Annotated in this window: 22 protein-coding genes and 1 pseudogene; 11 read left to right on the top strand and 12 right to left on the bottom strand. The window is 62.7% G+C overall.

Annotated elements, in window-relative coordinates; genetic code table 11:
* Window positions 1-6: 6 nt before the first annotated feature.
* Window positions 7-651, bottom strand: a complete 645-nt coding sequence (locus tag NUH87_RS18190) for a hydrolase (RefSeq protein WP_338522143.1) — start codon at window positions 649-651, stop codon at window positions 7-9.
* A 341-nt stretch (window positions 652-992) separates the two neighbouring features.
* Window positions 993-1,256: an accessory factor UbiK family protein gene (locus tag NUH87_RS18195; protein ID WP_338522144.1), complete on the bottom strand. Its 264-nt coding sequence runs from the start codon at window positions 1,254-1,256 to the stop codon at window positions 993-995.
* A gap of 416 nt (window positions 1,257-1,672) precedes the next feature.
* Between NUH87_RS18195 and glnK the strand changes: the two genes are divergently transcribed.
* The 4 genes from glnK (at window position 1,673) to sutA (ending at window position 4,454) form a co-directional block, all read left to right on the top strand.
* On the top strand, window positions 1,673-2,011 hold the full coding sequence (gene glnK / locus NUH87_RS18200) for a P-II family nitrogen regulator (RefSeq protein ID WP_002555808.1): 339 nt from the start codon (window positions 1,673-1,675) through the stop codon (window positions 2,009-2,011).
* Between the two features lie 33 nt (window positions 2,012-2,044).
* Window positions 2,045-3,385 (top strand): ammonium transporter, encoded by a 1,341-nt coding sequence (locus NUH87_RS18205; protein ID WP_040071669.1) that lies wholly within the window; start codon window positions 2,045-2,047, stop codon window positions 3,383-3,385.
* Window positions 3,386-3,596: 211 nt separating this feature from the next.
* Entirely contained in the window at window positions 3,597-4,022 is a 426-nt protein-coding gene (locus NUH87_RS18210; protein ID WP_040071668.1) for a secondary thiamine-phosphate synthase enzyme YjbQ, read from the top strand.
* A gap of 102 nt (window positions 4,023-4,124) precedes the next feature.
* Complete coding sequence (gene sutA, locus NUH87_RS18215) at window positions 4,125-4,454, top strand: transcriptional regulator SutA (protein WP_338522145.1); 330 nt, start codon at window positions 4,125-4,127, stop codon at window positions 4,452-4,454.
* Between the two features lie 69 nt (window positions 4,455-4,523).
* Here the strand turns inward: sutA and NUH87_RS18220 are convergent, their stop codons facing one another.
* From NUH87_RS18220 to lptM, 6 genes are read right to left on the bottom strand one after another with little or no spacing between them, the layout of a single operon-like run.
* Window positions 4,524-5,231: an HAD-IA family hydrolase gene (locus NUH87_RS18220; protein ID WP_338522146.1), complete on the bottom strand. Its 708-nt coding sequence runs from the start codon at window positions 5,229-5,231 to the stop codon at window positions 4,524-4,526.
* Entirely contained in the window at window positions 5,231-6,127 is an 897-nt protein-coding gene (gene xerC, locus NUH87_RS18225) for a tyrosine recombinase XerC (protein ID WP_338522147.1), read from the bottom strand. Before xerC ends, NUH87_RS18220 begins: the two co-directional genes overlap by 1 nt.
* 2 nt (window positions 6,128-6,129) lie before the next feature.
* Window positions 6,130-6,855, bottom strand: a complete 726-nt coding sequence (locus NUH87_RS18230; protein ID WP_040071664.1) for a DUF484 family protein — start codon at window positions 6,853-6,855, stop codon at window positions 6,130-6,132.
* Window positions 6,856-6,868: 13 nt separating this feature from the next.
* Window positions 6,869-7,699, bottom strand: coding sequence for a diaminopimelate epimerase (gene dapF / locus NUH87_RS18235; protein WP_338522148.1), 831 nt, complete (start codon window positions 7,697-7,699; stop codon window positions 6,869-6,871).
* Between the two features lie 4 nt (window positions 7,700-7,703).
* A complete protein-coding gene (lysA, locus tag NUH87_RS18240) occupies window positions 7,704-8,951 on the bottom strand; it encodes a diaminopimelate decarboxylase (RefSeq protein WP_338522149.1) in 1,248 nt (415 codons plus the stop codon).
* A gap of 9 nt (window positions 8,952-8,960) precedes the next feature.
* The gene (gene lptM / locus NUH87_RS18245) at window positions 8,961-9,125 is read right to left on the bottom strand and encodes an LPS translocon maturation chaperone LptM (protein ID WP_040071661.1); all 165 of its coding nucleotides are present in this window, start codon (window positions 9,123-9,125) and stop codon (window positions 8,961-8,963) included.
* Here lptM and NUH87_RS18250 point away from each other — a divergent pair.
* The 4 genes from NUH87_RS18250 to rnk all read left to right on the top strand — a co-directional run bounded on the left by NUH87_RS18250 (window position 9,124) and on the right by rnk (window position 10,567).
* Window positions 9,124-9,354, top strand: a complete 231-nt coding sequence (locus NUH87_RS18250) for a hypothetical protein (RefSeq protein WP_167337465.1) — start codon at window positions 9,124-9,126, stop codon at window positions 9,352-9,354. The two genes, lptM and NUH87_RS18250, sit on opposite strands and share 2 nt — an antisense overlap.
* Window positions 9,341-9,709, top strand: coding sequence for an iron donor protein CyaY (gene cyaY / locus NUH87_RS18255; protein ID WP_338522151.1), 369 nt, complete (start codon window positions 9,341-9,343; stop codon window positions 9,707-9,709). The genes NUH87_RS18250 and cyaY overlap by 14 nt, the downstream gene beginning before the upstream one ends.
* Window positions 9,710-9,711: 2 nt before the next feature.
* Window positions 9,712-9,933: a DUF1289 domain-containing protein gene (locus NUH87_RS18260; RefSeq protein ID WP_338522152.1), complete on the top strand. Its 222-nt coding sequence runs from the start codon at window positions 9,712-9,714 to the stop codon at window positions 9,931-9,933.
* Between the two features lie 220 nt (window positions 9,934-10,153).
* Entirely contained in the window at window positions 10,154-10,567 is a 414-nt protein-coding gene (gene rnk / locus NUH87_RS18265; RefSeq protein ID WP_040071658.1) for a nucleoside diphosphate kinase regulator, read from the top strand.
* 70 nt (window positions 10,568-10,637) lie between these two features.
* On the opposite strand, the gene NUH87_RS18270 is transcribed toward rnk, so the two are convergent.
* From NUH87_RS18270 to NUH87_RS18280, 3 genes are all read right to left on the bottom strand, one after another.
* On the bottom strand, window positions 10,638-13,484 hold the full coding sequence (locus NUH87_RS18270; RefSeq protein WP_338522153.1) for a class I adenylate cyclase: 2,847 nt from the start codon (window positions 13,482-13,484) through the stop codon (window positions 10,638-10,640).
* Window positions 13,485-13,657: 173 nt separating this feature from the next.
* On the bottom strand, window positions 13,658-13,903 hold the full coding sequence (locus tag NUH87_RS18275; RefSeq protein ID WP_338522155.1) for a TIGR02647 family protein: 246 nt from the start codon (window positions 13,901-13,903) through the stop codon (window positions 13,658-13,660).
* Between the two features lie 176 nt (window positions 13,904-14,079).
* Window positions 14,080-14,364, bottom strand: coding sequence for a hypothetical protein (locus NUH87_RS18280; protein ID WP_040071655.1), 285 nt, complete (start codon window positions 14,362-14,364; stop codon window positions 14,080-14,082).
* 124 nt (window positions 14,365-14,488) lie between these two features.
* Here NUH87_RS18280 and NUH87_RS18285 point away from each other — a divergent pair, with 124 nt between their 5' ends.
* Complete coding sequence (locus NUH87_RS18285) at window positions 14,489-15,148, top strand: glutathione S-transferase family protein (RefSeq protein ID WP_040071654.1); 660 nt, start codon at window positions 14,489-14,491, stop codon at window positions 15,146-15,148.
* Between the two features lie 97 nt (window positions 15,149-15,245).
* On the opposite strand, the gene argH is transcribed toward NUH87_RS18285, so the two are convergent.
* Window positions 15,246-16,640 carry an argininosuccinate lyase gene (gene argH / locus NUH87_RS18290; RefSeq protein WP_338522156.1) on the bottom strand — a complete coding sequence of 465 codons (1,395 nt, stop codon included), beginning with the start codon at window positions 16,638-16,640 and terminating at the stop codon, window positions 15,246-15,248.
* Between the two features lie 275 nt (window positions 16,641-16,915).
* On the opposite strand from argH, the pseudogene NUH87_RS18295 reads away from it, so the two are divergent.
* Window positions 16,916-17,997: pseudogene (locus NUH87_RS18295) on the top strand (sensor histidine kinase).
* Window positions 17,994-18,740, top strand: coding sequence for a LytR/AlgR family response regulator transcription factor (locus tag NUH87_RS18300; protein WP_040071651.1), 747 nt, complete (start codon window positions 17,994-17,996; stop codon window positions 18,738-18,740). Before NUH87_RS18295 ends, NUH87_RS18300 begins: the two are co-directional and overlap by 4 nt.
* Window positions 18,741-18,863: the final 123 nt, after the last annotated feature.

The following is an 18,863-nucleotide window of genomic DNA, read 5'->3' on the forward strand; positions in this document are numbered from 1 at the left end:
GGAGGATCAGCTCAGAGTGCGCTGCGGGGCCTTGTGCACCATGGTGTAGGCGTAGTCCACGCCCATGCCGTAGGCGCCGCTGTGCTCGCGGACCAGGTCCATCACCGCGTCGTAGGTTTCCTTGTGCGCCCAGTCACGTTGGAATTCCAGCAACACTTGCTGCCAGGTCACCGGTACCGCGCCGGCTTGAATCATCCGCTGCACGGACATGTCGTGGGCTTCCTGGGTGGTACCGCCGGAAGCGTCGGTGACGATGTACACCTCGAAACCTTCGGCCAGGGCTTCCAGGGCCGGGAAGTTCAGGCACACCTCGGTCCACAGTGCGGCCATGATCAGCTTCTTGCGACCGGTGGCTTTCACCGCCTCGACGAACTTCTTGTCTTCCCAGGAGTTCATCGAGGTGCGCTCGATCGGTTGTGCGCCCGGGTTCACTGCCAGCAACTCAGGCCAGATGTAGCCGCTGAAGCTCTTGGTTTCCACCGAGGTGTAGATCGTCGGCACGTTGAAGATCTTCGCCGCCTTGGCCAGGCCCACGGTGTTGTTCTTCAAGGTCTGGCGATCGATCGATTGCACGCCGAAGGACATCTGCGGCTGGTGGTCGATCAGGATCAGGGTGGAGTTGGTTGGGTTGAGCAGTTCGCGGTTGGACATGATTGATTTCCTTATGAGTCGAGAGTGTTGAGCGATCGAGTTCGCGGCAGCTTGTCGTTTCGGTCAGTGGCTGCGGCATGGGTGTACTTTATTATTGGGCATCTCTCGAAACAATCCGGCAAAAACGAGATTGATTGATTCTAATAAGGGGACAATTAGGTCGATGTTCGGGGGAGGGTGACAAGCCTGGTTGGCTTGTCACGGTCGACCACTGAATCATAGGGGCGGGGGGAGAGGGCGGCTGTTGGGTTCGAGGATCGGGTTATAGCCACCCTGGCTCAGCAGGGGCGAGAGGCGCTTGAGCATAGCGCCATGACGCACCGGGCTGCGCCTGATGCTGCTTATTGTTGCTGGGTTGGAGCCAGCCGTGCTTCCAACTCCGCCACCTTCGCCTCCAGGCTCTCCAGTCGCGCACGGGTACGGGCCAACACCACCATCTGGCTGTCGAACTCCTCCCGGCTGACCAGGTCCAGCTTGCTGAAGGCGCTCTGCAACAGCACCTTGAACTGGCTTTCGAATTCCTGGCGGGGCAGGGGTGTTTCGCCGCTGAACAGACGGGAGGCGTGGCCGCTCAGGGCATCGAGGAAGGCTTTGGGCGCAAGCATGGCTAAGGTTCCGGAAACTGATTACCGACCAGTGTACCACGCAGTGTCTATAGTGATTTTCATGGGTGTGGGTGCACGCTTTTTGCGCATCGCGCCGGAGCAGTGCGCACCGTTGTTGTGCGTATACCCCGGGCACAAGGCGGCTTTTTGCCCCTCTCAGCGATCAAGGGATTGAAATCATTGGTTTTTACAGAGCTGGCAAGCTTTCTGCTTAGTTGCCTGTGACCCATGCACTGATGCAGTCGCTGTGACGGATGCAGTGCGGCAGACGAAGCTGGGAAGTTTCGCCGGCAGCGGTTAGCTGGCGTCGAGCGGTCGATGAAGGCCGACGATGCGTTACAAAGCCAGGCACTGCGCTTAGACTTGAGTCGGGTTTGTTTTCCTGGGGCAAGTCCACCAATTCGGGAGAGAGTTTCATGAAGCTAGTCACTGCCATCATCAAGCCGTTCAAGTTGGACGACGTGCGCGAGTCGTTGTCCGAGATCGGCGTGCAGGGCATTACCGTTACCGAGGTCAAGGGATTTGGCCGGCAGAAAGGTCACACCGAGCTGTATCGCGGCGCGGAATATGTGGTCGATTTCCTGCCCAAGGTGAAGATCGACGTCGCCATTGACGACAAGGATCTTGACCGGGTTATCGAAGCGATAACCAAGGCTGCCAACACCGGCAAGATCGGTGACGGCAAGATCTTTGTGGTCAATCTGGAACAGGCTATTCGCATCCGTACCGGCGAAACCGATACCGACGCAATCTAAGCCGCCAAACCCAACGCCCCAGGAGAAAACAATATGACTCTGCGTAAATTCGCAGGGCTAGGAGCCCTGTTGTCCCTCGTAATGCCAGCCTTGGCCATGGCGGCGGACCCGGTACCTGCTCCAGTCCTCAATTCCGGCGATACCAGCTGGATGCTGACTTCCACAGCCCTCGTGCTGTTCATGACCATTCCAGGCCTCGCGCTGTTCTACGGCGGCATGGTGCGTTCGAAAAACATTCTTTCCGTGATGATGCAGTGCTTCGCCATTACCGGCCTGATCACCATCCTGTGGTTCATTTATGGCTACAGCATGGCGTTCGATACCACCGGGATGGAAGCCAACGTCGTCAACTACAACTCCTTCGTCGGTAGCCTGGCCAAAGCCTTCCTCGCGGGTATCACGCCAGCCAGCATCACCGGGCCGACGGCGCTGTTCCCCGAAGCGGTGTTCGTCACCTACCAGATGACCTTCGCCATCATCACCCCGGCGCTGGTCGTCGGTGCCTTCGCCGAACGCATGAAGTTCTCCGCGATGCTGGTGTTCATGGGCGTGTGGTTCACCCTGGTCTATGCGCCGATTGCGCACATGGTCTGGAGCGGTCCGGGTTCCCTGTTGGGCGACTGGGGCGTGCTCGACTTCGCCGGCGGCACCGTGGTGCACATCAACGCCGGTGTCGCCGGTTTGGTAGCCTGCCTGGTGCTGGGCAAGCGTAAAGGCTTCCCGACCACTCCGATGGCGCCACACAACCTCGGTTACACCCTGATGGGCGCGGCCATGCTGTGGGTCGGCTGGTTCGGCTTCAACGCCGGTTCCGCATCGGCGGCCAACGGCACCGCCGGTATGGCGATGCTGGTCACCCAGATCGCTACCGCCGCCGCCGCCCTGGGCTGGATGTTCGCCGAGTGGCTGACCCACGGTAAGCCAAGTGCCCTGGGCATCGCTTCGGGCGTGGTTGCCGGCCTGGTTGCCATTACTCCGGCTGCCGGTACCGTTGGCCCGATGGGCTCGCTGATCATCGGCCTGGCGGCCGGTGTGGTGTGCTTCTTCTGCGCCACTACCCTGAAACGCAAACTGGGCTACGACGACTCCCTGGACGCCTTCGGCGTGCACGGTATCGGCGGTATCCTCGGCGCGATCCTCACCGGTGTGTTCGCGGCACCGTCCATGGGCGGCTTCAACGCAGCCACCACCGACGTCGCGGCACAAGTCTGGATCCAGTGCAAAGGTGTCGGCTTCACCGTCATCTACACCGCAATCGCGACGCTCATCATCCTCAAGGTGCTGGACGCCGTGATGGGGCTGCGTGTAACCGACGAAGACGAGTCGGTGGGCCTGGACCTGGCGCTTCACAACGAGCGCGGCTACAACGTGTAAATGCAGCAAAAAAAATGCCCGGCTTGCCGGGCTTTTTTTTGTCTGGAATTTATCCTTGAAAAAAGGACTGAAAGGATTTATCCAAAGGCATTACGGCCAAACCCCCGGAGTGTTTTTGTAAGGGCCGATTGCTTACAGCAAAGCAAGAGTATTAGGCGCTTTGCTTTTTTCCAGAGCGCGCTAGAATGCGCGCCGAAGGGCGGAGAACTGTATGTGGCAACAGACACTGATTACCTTGCGGGCCAGGCCCCGGGGTTTTCATTTGGTGACCCAGGAGTTACTCGACGGCTTGCCTGAACTCAAGGCCTGCCAGGTCGGCCTGTTGCATTTGTGGCTGCAGCATACCTCGGCTTCGTTGACCATCAACGAGAACGCCGATCCGGCGGTCCGTCGTGACTTCGAGCGTTTTTTCAACCGGCTGGTACCCCAGGTCGAGGCCGATTATGAACACAACGACGAAGGCGCGGACGATCTGCCGGCGCACTTCAAGGCCAGTTTGCTAGGCTGTCAACTGACGTTGCCGGTGACGGCGGGACGGTTGGCCCTGGGCACCTGGCAAGGTGTCTATCTGGGCGAGCACCGGGATCATGGCGGTGCCCGCAAAGTCCTTGCCACCCTTTACGGTGACGGGGCATAAGCCGCTGTGGTTCAGCGGATGTTGAATTTTTTCTGGCGGCCTTCGACAGTCGGCGCAGCTGGGCTATAACTAATCTGCTTTTCGCAAGTCATGAGGTAGAACATGAGCGACGATGATCTGGAAAACGACGACCTCGAGGTCGGTGAAGACGACGAAACCGAAGAAGGTCTGGAAGCGGCAGCTGACGACGTAGACGTTGCCGATGACGATGCTGGTGACGCGCCGGTACCGACCGCCAAGGGCAAGGCCAAGGCAGCGGTGTCGGTTGACGAGCTGCCGAGTGTCGAAGCCAAGAACAAGGAGCGCGATGCCCTGGCCAAGGCCATGGAAGAGTTCCTCGCTCGTGGCGGCAAGGTGCAGGAGGTCGAGGCCAATGTGGTCGCCGATCCGCCCAAGAAGCCGGACAACAAGTACGGCAGCCGGCCTATCTGAGCCGCGGCGTCTGCTTTCTGCTTCGTTGAAAAAGCCCGCCGTCGCCGCGGGCTTTTTCATGGCTGCTGATCAGGTGTGGGCGTTCCAGCCGGCCAGCAGGGCAGGCAACTCGGTCAGGCTGCGAACCTGCGCATCCGGTTGCCGGTCCGCTTCCCAGGCCTTGCCCGTCGGGTTGTACCAGACCGCCCGCAGACCCGCCTGCTGGGCCCCGGCAATGTCATCCCCGGGGTGGTCGCCGATATGCACCGCGGCGCTGGCCGGGATATTCCCGCCGCGCACCAGGGCCTCATGGAACAGGCGTGAGTCCGGCTTGGCAATGCCGATGTCTTCGGCGCACAGCGCAAAGCGGAAGTAGTCGGCAAGGCCGAGGCGGCGTACGTCGGCGTTGCCATTGGTGATCACCCCCAGGGCAAAGGAGCGGCCCAGGGCCTCCAGGGTCGGCTCGACCTCCGGAAACACCTCGATCTGGTGTCGGGCGTGGATAAACACCTCGAAGCTCTGATCCGCCAGCTCCGAAGCCTGTGCGTGCGGGTAACCGGCCTCTTCCAGGGCATGGAACAGCACCCGGCGGCGCAAGGCGCTGATGCGGTGCTTGAGCGCCGGCTCCTTGAGCAGCACCCGTTCGCGAATCGCCCACAGGTGTTCCACCGGCACACCACCCAGGTTCGGTGCGTGTTCGGCCAGCCATTCGCGCAAGACATTCTCCGCGCTGTGGATCACCGGCGCGGTATCCCACAGGGTATCGTCGAGGTCGAAGGTGATCAGCTGAATCGTCATTACTCACTGTCCTTGCTGCGTTTGGCCCGGGGATGGGCGCTGTCATAGACGGTTGCCAGGTGCTGGAAGTCCAGGTGGGTGTAGATCTGCGTGGTCTTGATGTCCGAGTGGCCGAGCAGCTCCTGCACGGCGCGCAGGTCCTGGGACGACTCCAGCAGGTGACTGGCGAAGGAGTGCCGGAGCATGTGCGGATGCAGGTTCTGCCCCAGTTCGCGCTCGCCGGCGGCCTTGACCCGCAGTTGAATGGCCCGGGGGCCGAGACGGCGGCCTTGCTGGCTGACGAACACGGCATCGTCCGCCGGGTTGCTCAGGGCGCGTAGCGGCAGCCAGCTCTGCAAGGCTTCCCGGGCTTTGCGGCCGACCGGCAGGACGCGGGTCTTGCTGCCCTTGCCGTGGACCTGCACCAGGCCGTCGGCCAGGTCCAACTGTTCCAGATCAAGCCCGGTCAGCTCCGACAGGCGCAGGCCCGAGGAGTAGAACAGCTCGAGAATGGCCTGGTCGCGACGGGCGATGAAGTCGTCCTCCATCGCCCCGTCCAGCAGTTGCAGGGCCCGGTCGGTGTCCAGGGTCTTGGGCAGGCGCCGTTCAGCCTTGGGTGGTGCCAGGCCGGTGGCCGGGTCGTGATCGCACAGGCCCTCGCGGTTGAGGTACTGGTACAGCCCGCGCACCGCTGAAAGCAGGCGCGCCAGACTGCGGGAGGACTGGCCCTGCTGGTGCAGGCGGGCGATCAGGCGGCGCAGGCGCTGGATATCCAGGGCGCTCCAGCTGCTGATACTTTCCTTTGTGCAATAGGCCAGGACCTTGTCCAGGTCGCGGCGATAGGCTTGCAGCGTGTGGGGCGACACCTGGCGCTCACTGCGCAGGTGTTCGCAGTAGGCGTCCAGCTGTCGCTCCATGGCTAGCGCACCGAGCGCAGGGCAGGGGTGAAGCGCGGAATGACGCGGCCCATGACTTCGGCGATGTAGCTGAGGAACAGGGTGCCTACCGAACTTTTGTAGTGTTGCGGGTCACGGCTGGCCACGGCGAGGACGCCATGTACGCCCTGGTGACTGATGGCGACCACGGCGGTGGAGCCGATCTGCTTGCGTTGTTCCTCGCCGAACAGGAAGTCCAGCTCGTGCTCGCGCAGGCTGCCGCTGATGCTCTTGCCTTCCGAGAGCAGGCCGCCGATGGCCTGCTGGGCTTCGGCGTGGCTGACCCAGCGGCCTACCGGCATGGCATTGTCACCGAACAGGATCAGGCTGACGAAGGGCACCTGGAAATCCTGGCGCAGGCTGTCTTCCACGGCCATGACCAGGTCGTCCAGGCTGGCGGCGTCCATCAGGGCGAGGATCAGGCGGCGGGTCTTCTCGAACAGGCGATCGTTGTCGCGGGCGACATCCATCAGTTGCGACAGGCGATGGCGCATTTCGATGTTGCGCTCACGGAGGATCTTCATCTGGCGCTCGACCAGAGACACCGTATCGCCGCGTCGATGAGGAATGCGCAGCGCCGGCAGCAGTTCCTCGTGCTCGACGAAGAAATCCGCATGCGCCTCCAGGTAGGCGGCGACCTGCGCCGCCTCAAGGCTCTGTGCAGGCGGCTCGTGGGGCTGTTCGGCTGGAACCTGAGGCTGGTCGGTCATGGTATTGGCTCGCTTATAGACGCACTTGTCCTTCATACACCCGAACGGCAGGGCCAGTCATCATCACCGGCTGGCCGATACCCGCCCATTCGATGGACAGGCGTCCGCCGGGCAGGTCGACGGTGACCGGCGAATCCATCCAGCCCTGGCTGATGGCGGCTACCGCGGCGGCGCAGGCACCGGTCCCGCAGGCCTGGGTTTCCCCGGCGCCACGCTCCCAGACTCGCAGTTGTGCCCGGTGGCGGTCAATCACTTGCAGGAAGCCGACGTTGACCCGGGCCGGGAAGCGCGGGTGATGTTCGAGCTTCGGCCCCAGTTCATGCACAGGCGCGCTGTTGATGTCGCTGACCCGCAGTACCGCATGGGGATTGCCCATGGACACGGCGGCCAACTCGATGTTCTGGCCGTCGACGTCCACGGTGTAGCTGGTGGCCTGGCTCTCGGCCTGGAAGGGGATCTCGGCCGGCACCAGGCGCGGCGGGCCCATGTTCACGCTGATCTGGCCGTCCTGGCGGACATCCAGCTCGATGACCCCGCTCTTGGTTTCGACACGGATCTGGCGCTTGGCGGTCAGGCGCTTGTCGAGCACGAAACGGGCGAAACAGCGGGCACCGTTGCCGCACTGTTCCACTTCCGAACCGTCGGAGTTGAAGATCCGATAGCGGAAATCCACTTCCGGGTTGCTCGGCGCCTCGACGATCAGCAACTGGTCGAAGCCGATACCGGTGTGGCGGTCGCCCCAAAGCTTGGCGTGCTTGGGTTGGATGTGCGCGTGCTGGCTGACCAGGTCGAGGACCATGAAGTCGTTACCCAGGCCGTGCATCTTGGTGAAACGCAGCAGCATGGTCTTACTCCGGCAGCAGGCTTTCGCCGGCATACAGCTCGGCAACCGTCTCGCGACGACGCACTTCGAACATCTGTTGGCCATCCACCAGCACTTCGGCCACGCGGCCGCGAGTGTTGTAGTTGGAGCTCATGACGAAACCATAGGCGCCGGCCGAGTGCACGGCCAGCAGATCGCCTTCCTCGAGGGCCAGCTGACGTTCCTTGGCCAGGAAGTCGCCGGTCTCGCAGATCGGCCCGACGATGTCGTAGACACGGCCGGCACCTTCGCGCGGACGCACGGCGCTGACGTCCATCCAGGCCTCGTACAGGGCCGGGCGGATCAGGTCGTTCATCGCCGCGTCGACGATGGCGAAATCCTTGTGTTCGGTGTGCTTGAGGTACTCGACCTGGGTCAGCAGCACGCCGGCATTGGCGACGATGTAGCGGCCCGGCTCGAACATCAGCGCCAGGTCGCGACCGGCGGTGCGCTCGCGCACGGCCTTGATGTAGTCGGCCACCAGCGGCGGCTCTTCGTCGCGATAGCGTACGCCCACGCCGCCACCGAGGTCGATGTGCTGCAGGTAGATGCCGCATTCGCCGAGCCGGTCGACCAGCGCCAGCAGGCGGTCGAGGGCATCGAGGAACGGCTCAAGGGTGGTCAGTTGCGAACCGATATGGCAATCGACGCCCAGTACTTCCAGGTTCGGCAGCTGGGCGGCGCGGATGTAGACATCCTCGGCATCGGCAATGGCGATGCCGAACTTGTTTTCCTTGAGCCCGGTGGAGATGTACGGATGGGTGCCGGCGTCGACGTCCGGGTTGACCCGCAGCGAGATCGGTGCCCGCACGCCCAGCTCGGCCGCCACCACTTGCAGGCGCTCCAGCTCGTCGGTGGACTCGATGTTGAAGCAGTGCACGCCGACTTCCAGGGCGCGGCGCATGTCGTCGCGGGTCTTGCCGACGCCGGAAAAGACGATCTTGTCCGCGCTGCCGCCGGCGGCCAGGACACGTTCCAGTTCGCCACGGGAAACGATGTCGAAACCGGCGCCGAGCCGCGCCAGGACGTTCAGCACGCCCAGGTTGGAGTTGGCCTTCACCGCGAAGCACACCAGGTGTGGCGTGCCTGCGAGGGCATTGGCATAGGCGTTGTACTGCGCCTCGATGTGGGCGCGGGAGTAGACGTAGGTCGGCGTGCCGAAGCGCTCGGCAATGGAGGACAAAGCTACACCTTCCGCGAACAGCTCACCGCCACGGTAGTCAAAAGCTTCCATGGTGATCCCTTAGTAGGAGGTGTCGTGCTGGTGCGCTTTGGTCTGCGAGGACTTGGCCTGGTCGTTCGGATTCTGGTTGTCATCCGGCAGGTACAGCGGACCTTTCTGGCCGCAGGCAGAGACGAGGCAAGCGATCGCAAGGAGCGCAGCAAGGGAAGAGATCAGGCGCTTCATGGCGAAATCCTTTGAAAAAGCATTGATTGCGCCGGAGTATACCGGCCACCCGGCGGCTTGCCTATGCGGGCCGCTGGCCGTCCGGCGGTGTCAGGGCACCGTTGCGCCGATTATTGATGTCACTCTTGGCCCCACGTGGTTATGCTTTGCAATCGTCTGGGAGTGCTCGTATCTTGCGGCGCTTGAAGGGACAGGTATTTTTCGAGGTTCGCGCAATGAGTTTGACTGAAGCCCGTTTTCACGATCTGGTCGATAACACCCTGGAAAACCTGGAAGAGGTGTTCGACGAGAGCGGTCTGGATGTGGACGTGGAGAACTCCGGCGGTGTGCTCACCGTGAAGTTCGAAGGCGGCAGCCAGCTGATCTTCAGCCGCCAGGAACCACTGCGCCAGCTTTGGCTGGCGACGGCCAAGCCCACCGGCGGCTATCACTTCGAGTACAAGGAAAGCAGCAACGAGGATGAGGACGGCAGCTATTGGTTCTGTGTGAAGAGCGAAGAGAAGCTCAACGAGATCCTGGCGCGCTTTACCCAGCCCTTCAGCGAGGGGCAGGACGACATCAACCTGGATTTCGAAGAGATCTGAGCGTGACGCAGGAAGCCGCCCCGGTACGCCCCGCCAAGCCGTTGTACAGCAACGTCAGCGCGGCCGTGCCGTCGCCTTGCGTGAGTCTGTGCCGGCTGGATGAGCAGAAAATTTGTATCGGCTGTTTTCGACACGTCGAGGATATTCGCGAGTGGCGCTCGGCGGACGATGCGCGCCGCCGGGTGATCTGCGAGCAGGCCCGGCAGCGTCAGGCGCAGGCCTGACGGGCTGCGGGGCACTGTAGCCAGGGGGCTTGCCACAGGTCATTCCTCTCCCATGCAGGCCCCATCTCTCCACAGGGACCGGGCGCTTTCTCCGGGTTGTGTATTTACGCCGCTGTGGTAGTGTCCGACTACGCCTCACATTGACGAGGCCTGTGAAAACCCCGCCTTTCGTGGCGGGGTTTTGCTTTTATCGTGCAGAAAAAAGGAGTCTGCCTGGATCATGAGCACCGCACCTTCCATCATCCTCACCCGCCTTGACGTGCAGCGTCTGGAACGCCTGATCGACAGCCTGGATGACACGCTGCCCGGCGTCATCGCCTTGCAAGCCGAACTGGACCGCGCCGACAGCGTGGTCGGTCACGAAGAAGTGCCGGCCGGGGTGGTGACCATGAACTCCCGGGTGCATTGCCGGGAAGAAGGCAGCGGCAAGGACTATCACCTGACCCTGGTGTATCCACAGGATGCCAATGCCGATGAAGGGCGGATTTCCATTCTCGCGCCGGTGGGCAGCGCCTTGCTCGGTTTGCAGGTCGGGCAGCACATCGACTGGCCGGCCCCGGGCGGCAAGACCCTGAAGCTGAACCTGCTGGAAGTGGAGTATCAGCCGGAAGCCGCCGGTGATTTCCACCTCTGAGCCCGCTGCGGCGTCCTCGGCCGGGTGCCGCCGCGAGTAGCCCGACCGCGGGCTTTCGTCAGGGATGCCCTCAGATCTGCTCCAGCGCCAGGTTCAGCGCGCTTTCCAGCTCGGCCTTGTAGCGCAGGTAGAGATTGCTCGAACCCTGTCCGTCACCGATCAGCGCGCTCAGGTCCAGGTCGGTGATGTAGCAGCGGTAGCGTTCGACTTCCTGGCGCTGCCCGACGATTTCCCTGGCGACCGTGATAAACAGCTGGTCGCCGTATTCCAGTTCGGAAAACTCCCGCTGATTGCAGTACAGGCTGACCTGGACTTCGTTCGTCCCGGCCTTGCCGACAATCGCCTGGACGTCATAGAACGGCTTGTTGACCGGCGTCTGCGGCGCCGGCCGGGTTTCGATCCGGCGCGCCCGCCCCGGGGCCGAGGGCAGCAACTGGTAGTACAGGGTTTCCAGCGCCGCCGAAGGCTGGGTGGTGTCCATGGGCATCAGCGCCTCGCGGCGGTAGAGGATCGACTGCAGGAAGCGTTGCAGCGGCACCAGCAGGCTTTGCTCGTCGTGGAAGGGCAGGCGCTGTTGCCACAGGGCGTTGAACTCGTCCAGTACGTACAGCTCGGCGTACGTCTCGTTGATCCGGTAGAACACCTGCACGCAGCCAGGCTGGCCCATGGGCAGCACCAGGGCCAGGTCGTGCTCCTCCAGCGCCCGGATGTCCAGGTACAGCGGGCTGTAGGCGGACAGCTCCTGGCTCAGGTAGTTGAGCAGTGCCGGCAGACTGTCCAGGGCGATGTGCTTGACATGGCCCTGCAGCAGTTCCAGTACGTGATAGCGCTGCTGGATCTGGACCAGGTAACGATGGTTGAGATTGCCGAGCAGCAGGTCCTGGGCGGTGTCGAGCACTTCCTCCACCCGCTGGGCGATGAACTGCGCGCGGTTGTGGCAGAAGCAGCGCACCCGCAATCGCGGCAGTTCGCGCCCGATCGGCAGATGATTGAGGTAATCGCGCACGCATTCGAGCAGTGCGTGAGGGCCGTGGTAACGCTTGATCAGCACTTCGTTCCAGCTGTTGAGCGTGACCTGGTCGAGGGTCAGCACCAGGTTTTCCCGGACGCCGGCGTAACTCAGGGAGTCCGTGCGCTCGGTGGTCATCAGGATATTCAGGTCGCGGTGGTGCTTGAGCGGGTCCACCCCGATGTTCACCAGGATCAGCACTTCGGCCGGGATGCTGGGGCGCAGCAACTGTTCCTCGCCGACGCTGCCCAGCGGCAGGGCGAGGGTCTGTTGCAGGCTGCCCAGCAGGTTGAACAGTTCGAACTCGGTCAGGTCGCTGCTGCCGGGGTGCAGGGACAGGCGCGTGCTGCTGTCGATGACGCCATTGCGGTGGCACCAGGTCAGCAGTTCCAGCAGCTCGCGGCTGCGCTTGATCGGGGCGAAATTCTCCCATTCCAGGGCGTTCAGGCTGCCGTTGTACAGGCTCCAGTAGGTGTGCCCCGGCTCCTTGCGGTTGGGCGACTGGACCAGGGTAAGGGTGTCTTCGGCCAGGTCCGGGGCGATGCCGGGGTTGATGAACTCGATCTTCCCGGCCTTGCGCTCGAACGCGGCGTACAGGCGGCGGCCGAGGACATTGAGGTCGCGCTTGTTGATCAGGCTGACCGCCTGTTCGGTGCGGACGAACTGGGTCAGGAAGCGGTAGCTGTAGTTGAGTTCGTTGACCAGCGCCCGGCGCTCGGCGCTGACCTGGCGGACTTTCCACTGGCTGCGGCTGTCGAGCAGCGCCAGTTGCCGGCGGTCCCAGCCCCATTCGCTGGCCAGCCGCGTCAGCAGCTCGCGCTGCCAGCTCTGGTTGCGCGCGCTCTGGCCCGTGAGCTTGCGGTTGACCTTCAGGTACAGGCTGCGCCGTACCAGTTCCAGGCGTTCCGGTTCGTTGCGGACCTTGAGGTATTCCTCGATACGCCGGTAGACCACAATGTAGGGGTCCAGCTCGTCGAGGTCCAGGTGATTGGCGAACACCGCCTGCTTGAAGCGCAGGCTCAGGCACTCGACTTGCGGATGCTCGCTGGCGTAGACCTCGATCAGCAGCAGCTTGAGTACCGATTTGTAGGGCGACTCGATGCCCTTGAACAGTTGCCAGAGCCCGGCACCGATGAATTCTCCCGGCGGGATCCGGGCCAGGTGGCCGAGATCGAGGGTCTCGTTGGCGCCGATGAAGCGCTTGGACAACAAGGTGTGGGTGTACTGGTCGTAGCGCCGCTCTTCGTACACCGGCACCAGCCACCACAGCGGCGTGCGCCCGGCGAGCCAGATCGCGGTGCGGTAGAACTCGTCCAGCAACAGGTAATGCTGGGTGGTGCCGCAGTCTTCCGAACTCAGTTGCGCGTCGCGCTCGCCGCGCACGAAACGGCTCGGATCGATCAGGAAGAAATGCGCCTCGGCGCCCTGGCTGGCGGCCCAGTCCTCCAGCAACTGGCACTTCTTGCGCAGTTCGGCGAGCTCGCCCGGGCTCAGTTCGCTGGCGTGGCAGACCCACACATCCATGTCGCTCTGCTCGGCCTGGGCCAGGGTGCCGAGGCTGCCCATCAGGAACAGGCCGTGGATCGGTCGTGGTGGATTGCCGTGGCGGGTCTTGTAGGAAAACGAGCGAGTCAGGCGCTGGGCTTCGGCCAGGGCCAGTTCGTCGGGCTCATAGCCCGACAGCCCGGCCGGGGTGCTGCCCGAGACATAGCCGGGCAGCAGGGGGTGATTGACGTGGAAAAACAGCGGCAGCAGGTTCAGCACCACCTGTTGGCGCGGCGACAGGCCTTCGAGGGCACGGTCCAGGCGCCCCTGGTTGAGTTTCAGGAAACGCGCGCGCAACTGGCTGAGGACTTTGCGATCGATTCCCTCGTCCAGGTTCGGGCGAATTTCGTGGGTACGCGTCATGTCTCACTCAAACCGGCTTGCGGGTTTCGAAAGGAAGGGGTTCGCAAGGGTCGCAGTTTAGCGCCGAAGAGGCAGGACGTTTAAATAGATTTTTCTTGACGCCGGTTTTCCAGCATTTTTCGTCGGCGCCCGCGAGATCCGGCAGGAGGAGATCCCGTGGGCGCGGCGAGGGGTCAGGCGGCTTCTTTGACAGCCAGGATGGTCAGCAGGCCCTGGGCATGCTCGGCTGCGTCACGGCCCAGGCTGGTCAGGTAACCGCCGTCGGGTTGGGTGATGAGTTCTTTCTCGAACAGACGTTGGGCGGCGGCGATGGCTTTTGGCGCGGCGGTCTGATGAATCTTCAGGCCTTCCTGGGAATTGTCCAGATTGAACAGTGCAAGGATTTCCAGTTCGGCAACCAACTCAGGGGTATACGACATAAGGACTCCAGACTTTCTAGGAATTATTGGACGACAGCGTCCCTAAGGTGATCGCAGTTGGGCGCTCTGTCCAGTATTCGATGCGTAGGCGGCCGGACGGTGGGTACAACGCCCCGGGCCCGGGTTGTGGCGGGGCGTTTTCAGTGTAGACAGGGAGCGCTGCAAATCCAGTGGATTCACGAGTTCTCGGGCGGCAGCTCGGGCAAGGCACGCAATGCGCTCTCGTACCATTGGGTATTGAACGGGCGATCCTCATCGAGCATCGCATCGATCTCCACCGCCAGCACATGGGCCATGAGGTTGAGGATCTCTTCGCGCTCGTAGCCCACCAGGGTCAGCTTGTTGAAGGTCGCCTTGGCCGCCGGCGGGTTGTCGGTCTCGATCTGGTTTTCGATGGCCTGGGTCAGGGTACTCTCGGCGAACGCTTCGTCGTCGTTGTCGATATCGGTTGGCTCGCTCATGGCGGACTCCTCAAGGAAAGGCCGCCAGTTTAACTGCATTCAGGGGGTGATGCCGCTGGCAAGAGAGCGTTCGAGGTTCTATAACTGCTCGGGCCAACCCCCTGCACGGCCTGGAGGCTTTGTGATGCTCAAGCTTTATGGATTTGCGGTCAGCAACTACTACAACATGGTCAAGCTGGCGCTGCTGGAAAAGGACCTGCCCTTCGAGGAAGTGCCGTTCTATGCCGGGCAGAGCCCGGAGGCCCTGGCGATCAGCCCGCGGGGGAAGGTCCCGGTGCTGGGCACCCCGCAGGGGTTCGTCAACGAAACCGCGGTGATCCTGCCCTATATCGATGACACCCAGCCGGGGGTGAAACTGTTGCCGGCCGATCCTTTCCAGCGTGCCCGGGTGTTGGCGCTGGCCAAGGAAATCGAGTTGTACATCGAGTTGCCGGCGCGGGCATCGTTCGGCGAGGCATTCTTCGGGATGGTGTTGCCGGAGGCGATCAAGGAGAAGACCCGGGCCGAATTGCTCCTGGGCTTCGCCGCGCTCAAGCGCCATGGCGCGTTCGCGCCTTATGTGGCGGGCAGCGAGTTCAGCATGGCGGATATCTACTTTCTCTACAGCGTCGACGTGGCCTGCGAGGTCGGCCAGATACTGTTCGGGATCGATCTGTTGGCGGATATGCCCGAAGCCAAGGCGTTGCTGGAACGCTTGCATCAGTGGCCGAATGTGCAGCGAATCGCGGCGGACAAGGACGCGGCGATGCCGGCGTTCCTGGCGATGATTGCTGCCAAGCAATAAGAAAAAACACCGTTCTGTAGGAGCCGAGCTTGCTCGCGAAGCTTTTGGCGGCCTTAAGGGCCCCTTCGCGAGCAAGCTCGGCTCCTACAAGTCAGGGTCAGCGGTTGGTGAGCAACGCCTGGCCGCGAACGACCGCGGCCTTCACCTGCGCCGGTGCCGTCCCGCCGATGTGATTACGGGCATTGACCGAGCCTTCCAGGGTCAAGACCGCAAACACGTCCTGGTCGATCTGGTCGCTGAACTGGCGCAGTTCTTCCAGGCTCATTTCTGCCAGGTCCTTGCCGGTGTCCACGCCGTACTTCACTGCATGGCCAACGATTTCGTGGCAGTCACGGAACGGCAGGCCACGCCGCACCAGGTAATCCGCCAGGTCGGTGGCGGTGGAGAAACCGCGCAGGGCCGCCTCGCGCATCATCGCGTGCTTGGGCTTGATCGCCGGAATCATGTCGGCAAACGCCCGCAGCGAATCGCGCAGGGTGTCGGCGGCGTCGAACAGCGGTTCCTTGTCTTCCTGGTTGTCCTTGTTGTAGGCCAGCGGCTGGCCTTTCATCAGGGTCAGCAGGCCCATCAGGGCACCGAACACCCGGCCGGTCTTGCCGCGAACCAGCTCCGGTACGTCGGGGTTCTTCTTCTGGGGCATGATCGAGCTGCCGGTGCAGAAGCGGTCCGGCAGGTCGATGAACTGGAACTGCGCGCTGGTCCACAGCACCAGCTCTTCGGAGAAACGCGACAGGTGCATCATCGCGATGCTGGCCGCCGAGCAGAACTCGATGGCGAAGTCACGATCCGAGACGTTGTCCAGGGAATTGCCGCCGACCGCGTCGAAACCCAGCAACTGGGCGGTGTATTCACGGTCGATCGGGTAGGTGGTGCCGGCCAGCGCTGCGCTGCCCAGTGGCATGCGGTTGGTGCGCTTGCGGCAGTCGACCAGGCGCTCGTAGTCGCGGCTGAGCATTTCGAACCAGGCCAGCATGTGGTGCCCGAAGGTCACCGGTTGGGCGGTCTGCAGGTGAGTGAAGCCCGGCATGATGCTGTCGGCTTCGCGCTCGGCCTGTTCCAGCAGGCCTTTCTGCAGGCGGGTGATTTCAGCCAGGATCAGGTCGATCTCGTCGCGCAGCCACAGGCGGATATCGGTGGCGACCTGGTCGTTACGGCTGCGGCCGGTGTGCAGCTTCTTGCCGGTGATGCCGATACGGTCGGTCAGGCGCGCTTCGATATTCATGTGCACGTCTTCCAGGTCCACGCGCCAGTCGAACTGGCCGGCCTCGATTTCGCCCTGGATCGTGGTCAGGCCGTCGACGATGCTGTCGCGCTCGGCGTCGGTCAGCACGCCGACCTTGGCCAGCATCGTGGCGTGGGCGATGGAGCCCATGATGTCGTGACGATAGAGGCGCTGGTCGAACGTGACGGAGGCGGTGAAGCGTGCGACGAAGGCGTCGACGGGTTCACTGAAGCGGCCGCCCCAGGACTGATTGGTCTTGTCGGTGCTCATGGATTCGCTCGTGATCTGCTGAAAGTGGGTTGCCGGAAAAGTTGTCGCCGATCATAGCAGGGTTGCGCCAATGCCCGTCAGCCAGGCCGGCGCGATATCGAAAACACCGGCGCCCCCTGGGGCGTCGGTTTGTCCCGGACGGTGAAGCGCCCCGGCAGCCGTTATTGTCGCCAGCCGGCTTGCGCAGGGTGGGTATCCGGCATTGGCGAATTATATTTCGACCGAATCTGTCGGACGGCTTGTCGCCGTGGGTGCCTGCGCAGAGACTGGGCTCCATGCCTATTTCACGATCGAACGACGGGCGTGAGGCGTCCGCGACCCAGGAATGCTTCCTCCCGGAACTCTGCCTGCCCGAAGCGCTGCTGGTGCTGGTGGTCCTGGCCGAATTGCTGGTGATGGTGCTGGTGCTGGCCGAACCGATGCCCGTCGGCTTCGACTGGATGCGCCTGGCGCTGACATCCTTGTATGTGCAATGGATCGTGCTGTTGTCGGCGGCCTTGTTGTGTGGCGCGCGGGCCTGGCTGGCACGTTTGTGTCCGGGGCTGGCCGGCGGGCTGTGCTGTGCCCTGGTGGTCGGCTTGAGCCTGGCGGGCACCGGCCTGACCGACTATTTTTCCCTGGCGGGCCCGCCCTCGGGCGAAGGCAGGGCCTGGCGCTATCTGCGCCATGGTTTGATCAGCCTCATCATGTCGGTACTGATGTTGCGTTACTTTTACTTGCTGAGTCAGTGGCGTCGCCAGCAGCAGGTGGAGTCGCAGGCCCGCATCGAGGCCTTGCAGGCGAGGATCCGTCCGCACTTTCTATTCAACAGCCTGAACAGCATTGCGAGCCTGGTGGCGACCGATCCGCAACAGGCCGAGCAGGCCGTGCTGGATCTGTCCGACCTGTTCCGCGCCAGTCTCGCCAAACCCGGCAACCTGGTGTCCTGGGGGACGAGCTGGAATTAGCGCAACGATATTTGTCAATTGAGCAATATCGTCTTGGCAACCGTCTACAGTTGGACTGGAGGGTGGGCACAATTCCAGAGGATTTGCCGATCCCGCATTTAACCTTGCAACCACTGTTGGAAAACGCTCTGATCTACGGCATCGCACCGCGCATCGAAGGCGGCGTGGTCAGGGTCGAAGCCGACTATGAAGAGGGAGAGTTCATATTGTGTATCAGCAATCCCTGCGACGATGTCGCTCTGCGGCAGGTGTCGAGCGGTACTCAATTGGCGCTGACGAATATCGGTGCCCGACTTACGGCACTTTTCGGACCTCGCGCTAGTCTTAGCGTGGATCGCCGTGACGGTCGTCACTTCACCTGTCTACGCTATCCTTGTGCGAGACTCACGCAGGAATCCAGTGCAATATGAATGTCCTGATCGTTGATGACGAACCCCTGGCCCGCGAGCGCCTGAACCGTTTGGTCGGCGAGCTCGAGGGTTACAGTGTCCTGGAGCCCAGCGCCACCAATGGCGAAGAGGCATTGACCCTGATCGACAGCCTCAGGCCCGATGTCGTCTTGCTCGACATCCGCATGCCCGGCCTCGACGGCCTGCAGGTGGCCGCCCGGTTGTGCGAGCGCGAAGCCCCCCCCGCCGTGGTGTTCTGCACCGCCCATGATGAATTTGCCCTGGAAGCGTTCCAGGTCAGCGCCGTGGGTTACCTGGTCAAGCCCGTGCGTGCCGAGCACCTGCTCGAAGCGCTGAAGAAGGCCGAGCGTCCCAACCGTGTGCAACTGGCGGCCTTGACGCGTCCCGCCGCCGAATCCGGTACCGGCCCGCGCACGCACATCAGCGCCCGCACCCGCAAGGGCATCGAGCTGATTCCGCTGGACCAGGTGATCTACTTCATCGCCGATCACAAGTACGTGACCCTGCGCCACGAAGGCGGCGAGGTGCTGCTGGACGAGCCGCTGAAGGCCCTGGAAGACGAGTTCGGCGACCGCTTCGTGCGTATTCACCGCAACGCCCTGGTAGCCCGCGAACGTATCGAGCGGCTGCAACGGACGCCGCTGGGACATTTCCAGCTGTTTCTCAAGGGCCTCAACGGCGATGCGCTGATCGTCAGCCGGCGTCATGTCGCGGGCGTGCGCAAGATGATGCAACAGCTTTAATCCGTGCCTTGCGCAAGGCGCAAGGTACTGTCCACCGGGTATTTCCAGGCCAGGAAGGCCGCGTATTGGCTGATACAAGTCAAAGCGGGGCGGGCCGAGCTGTTATTATCTGCCGTATCTATT

Origin of the sequence: Pseudomonas batumici (assembly GCF_036585405.1) — a bacterium.
Lineage (GTDB): Bacteria > Pseudomonadota > Gammaproteobacteria > Pseudomonadales > Pseudomonadaceae > Aquipseudomonas > Aquipseudomonas batumici.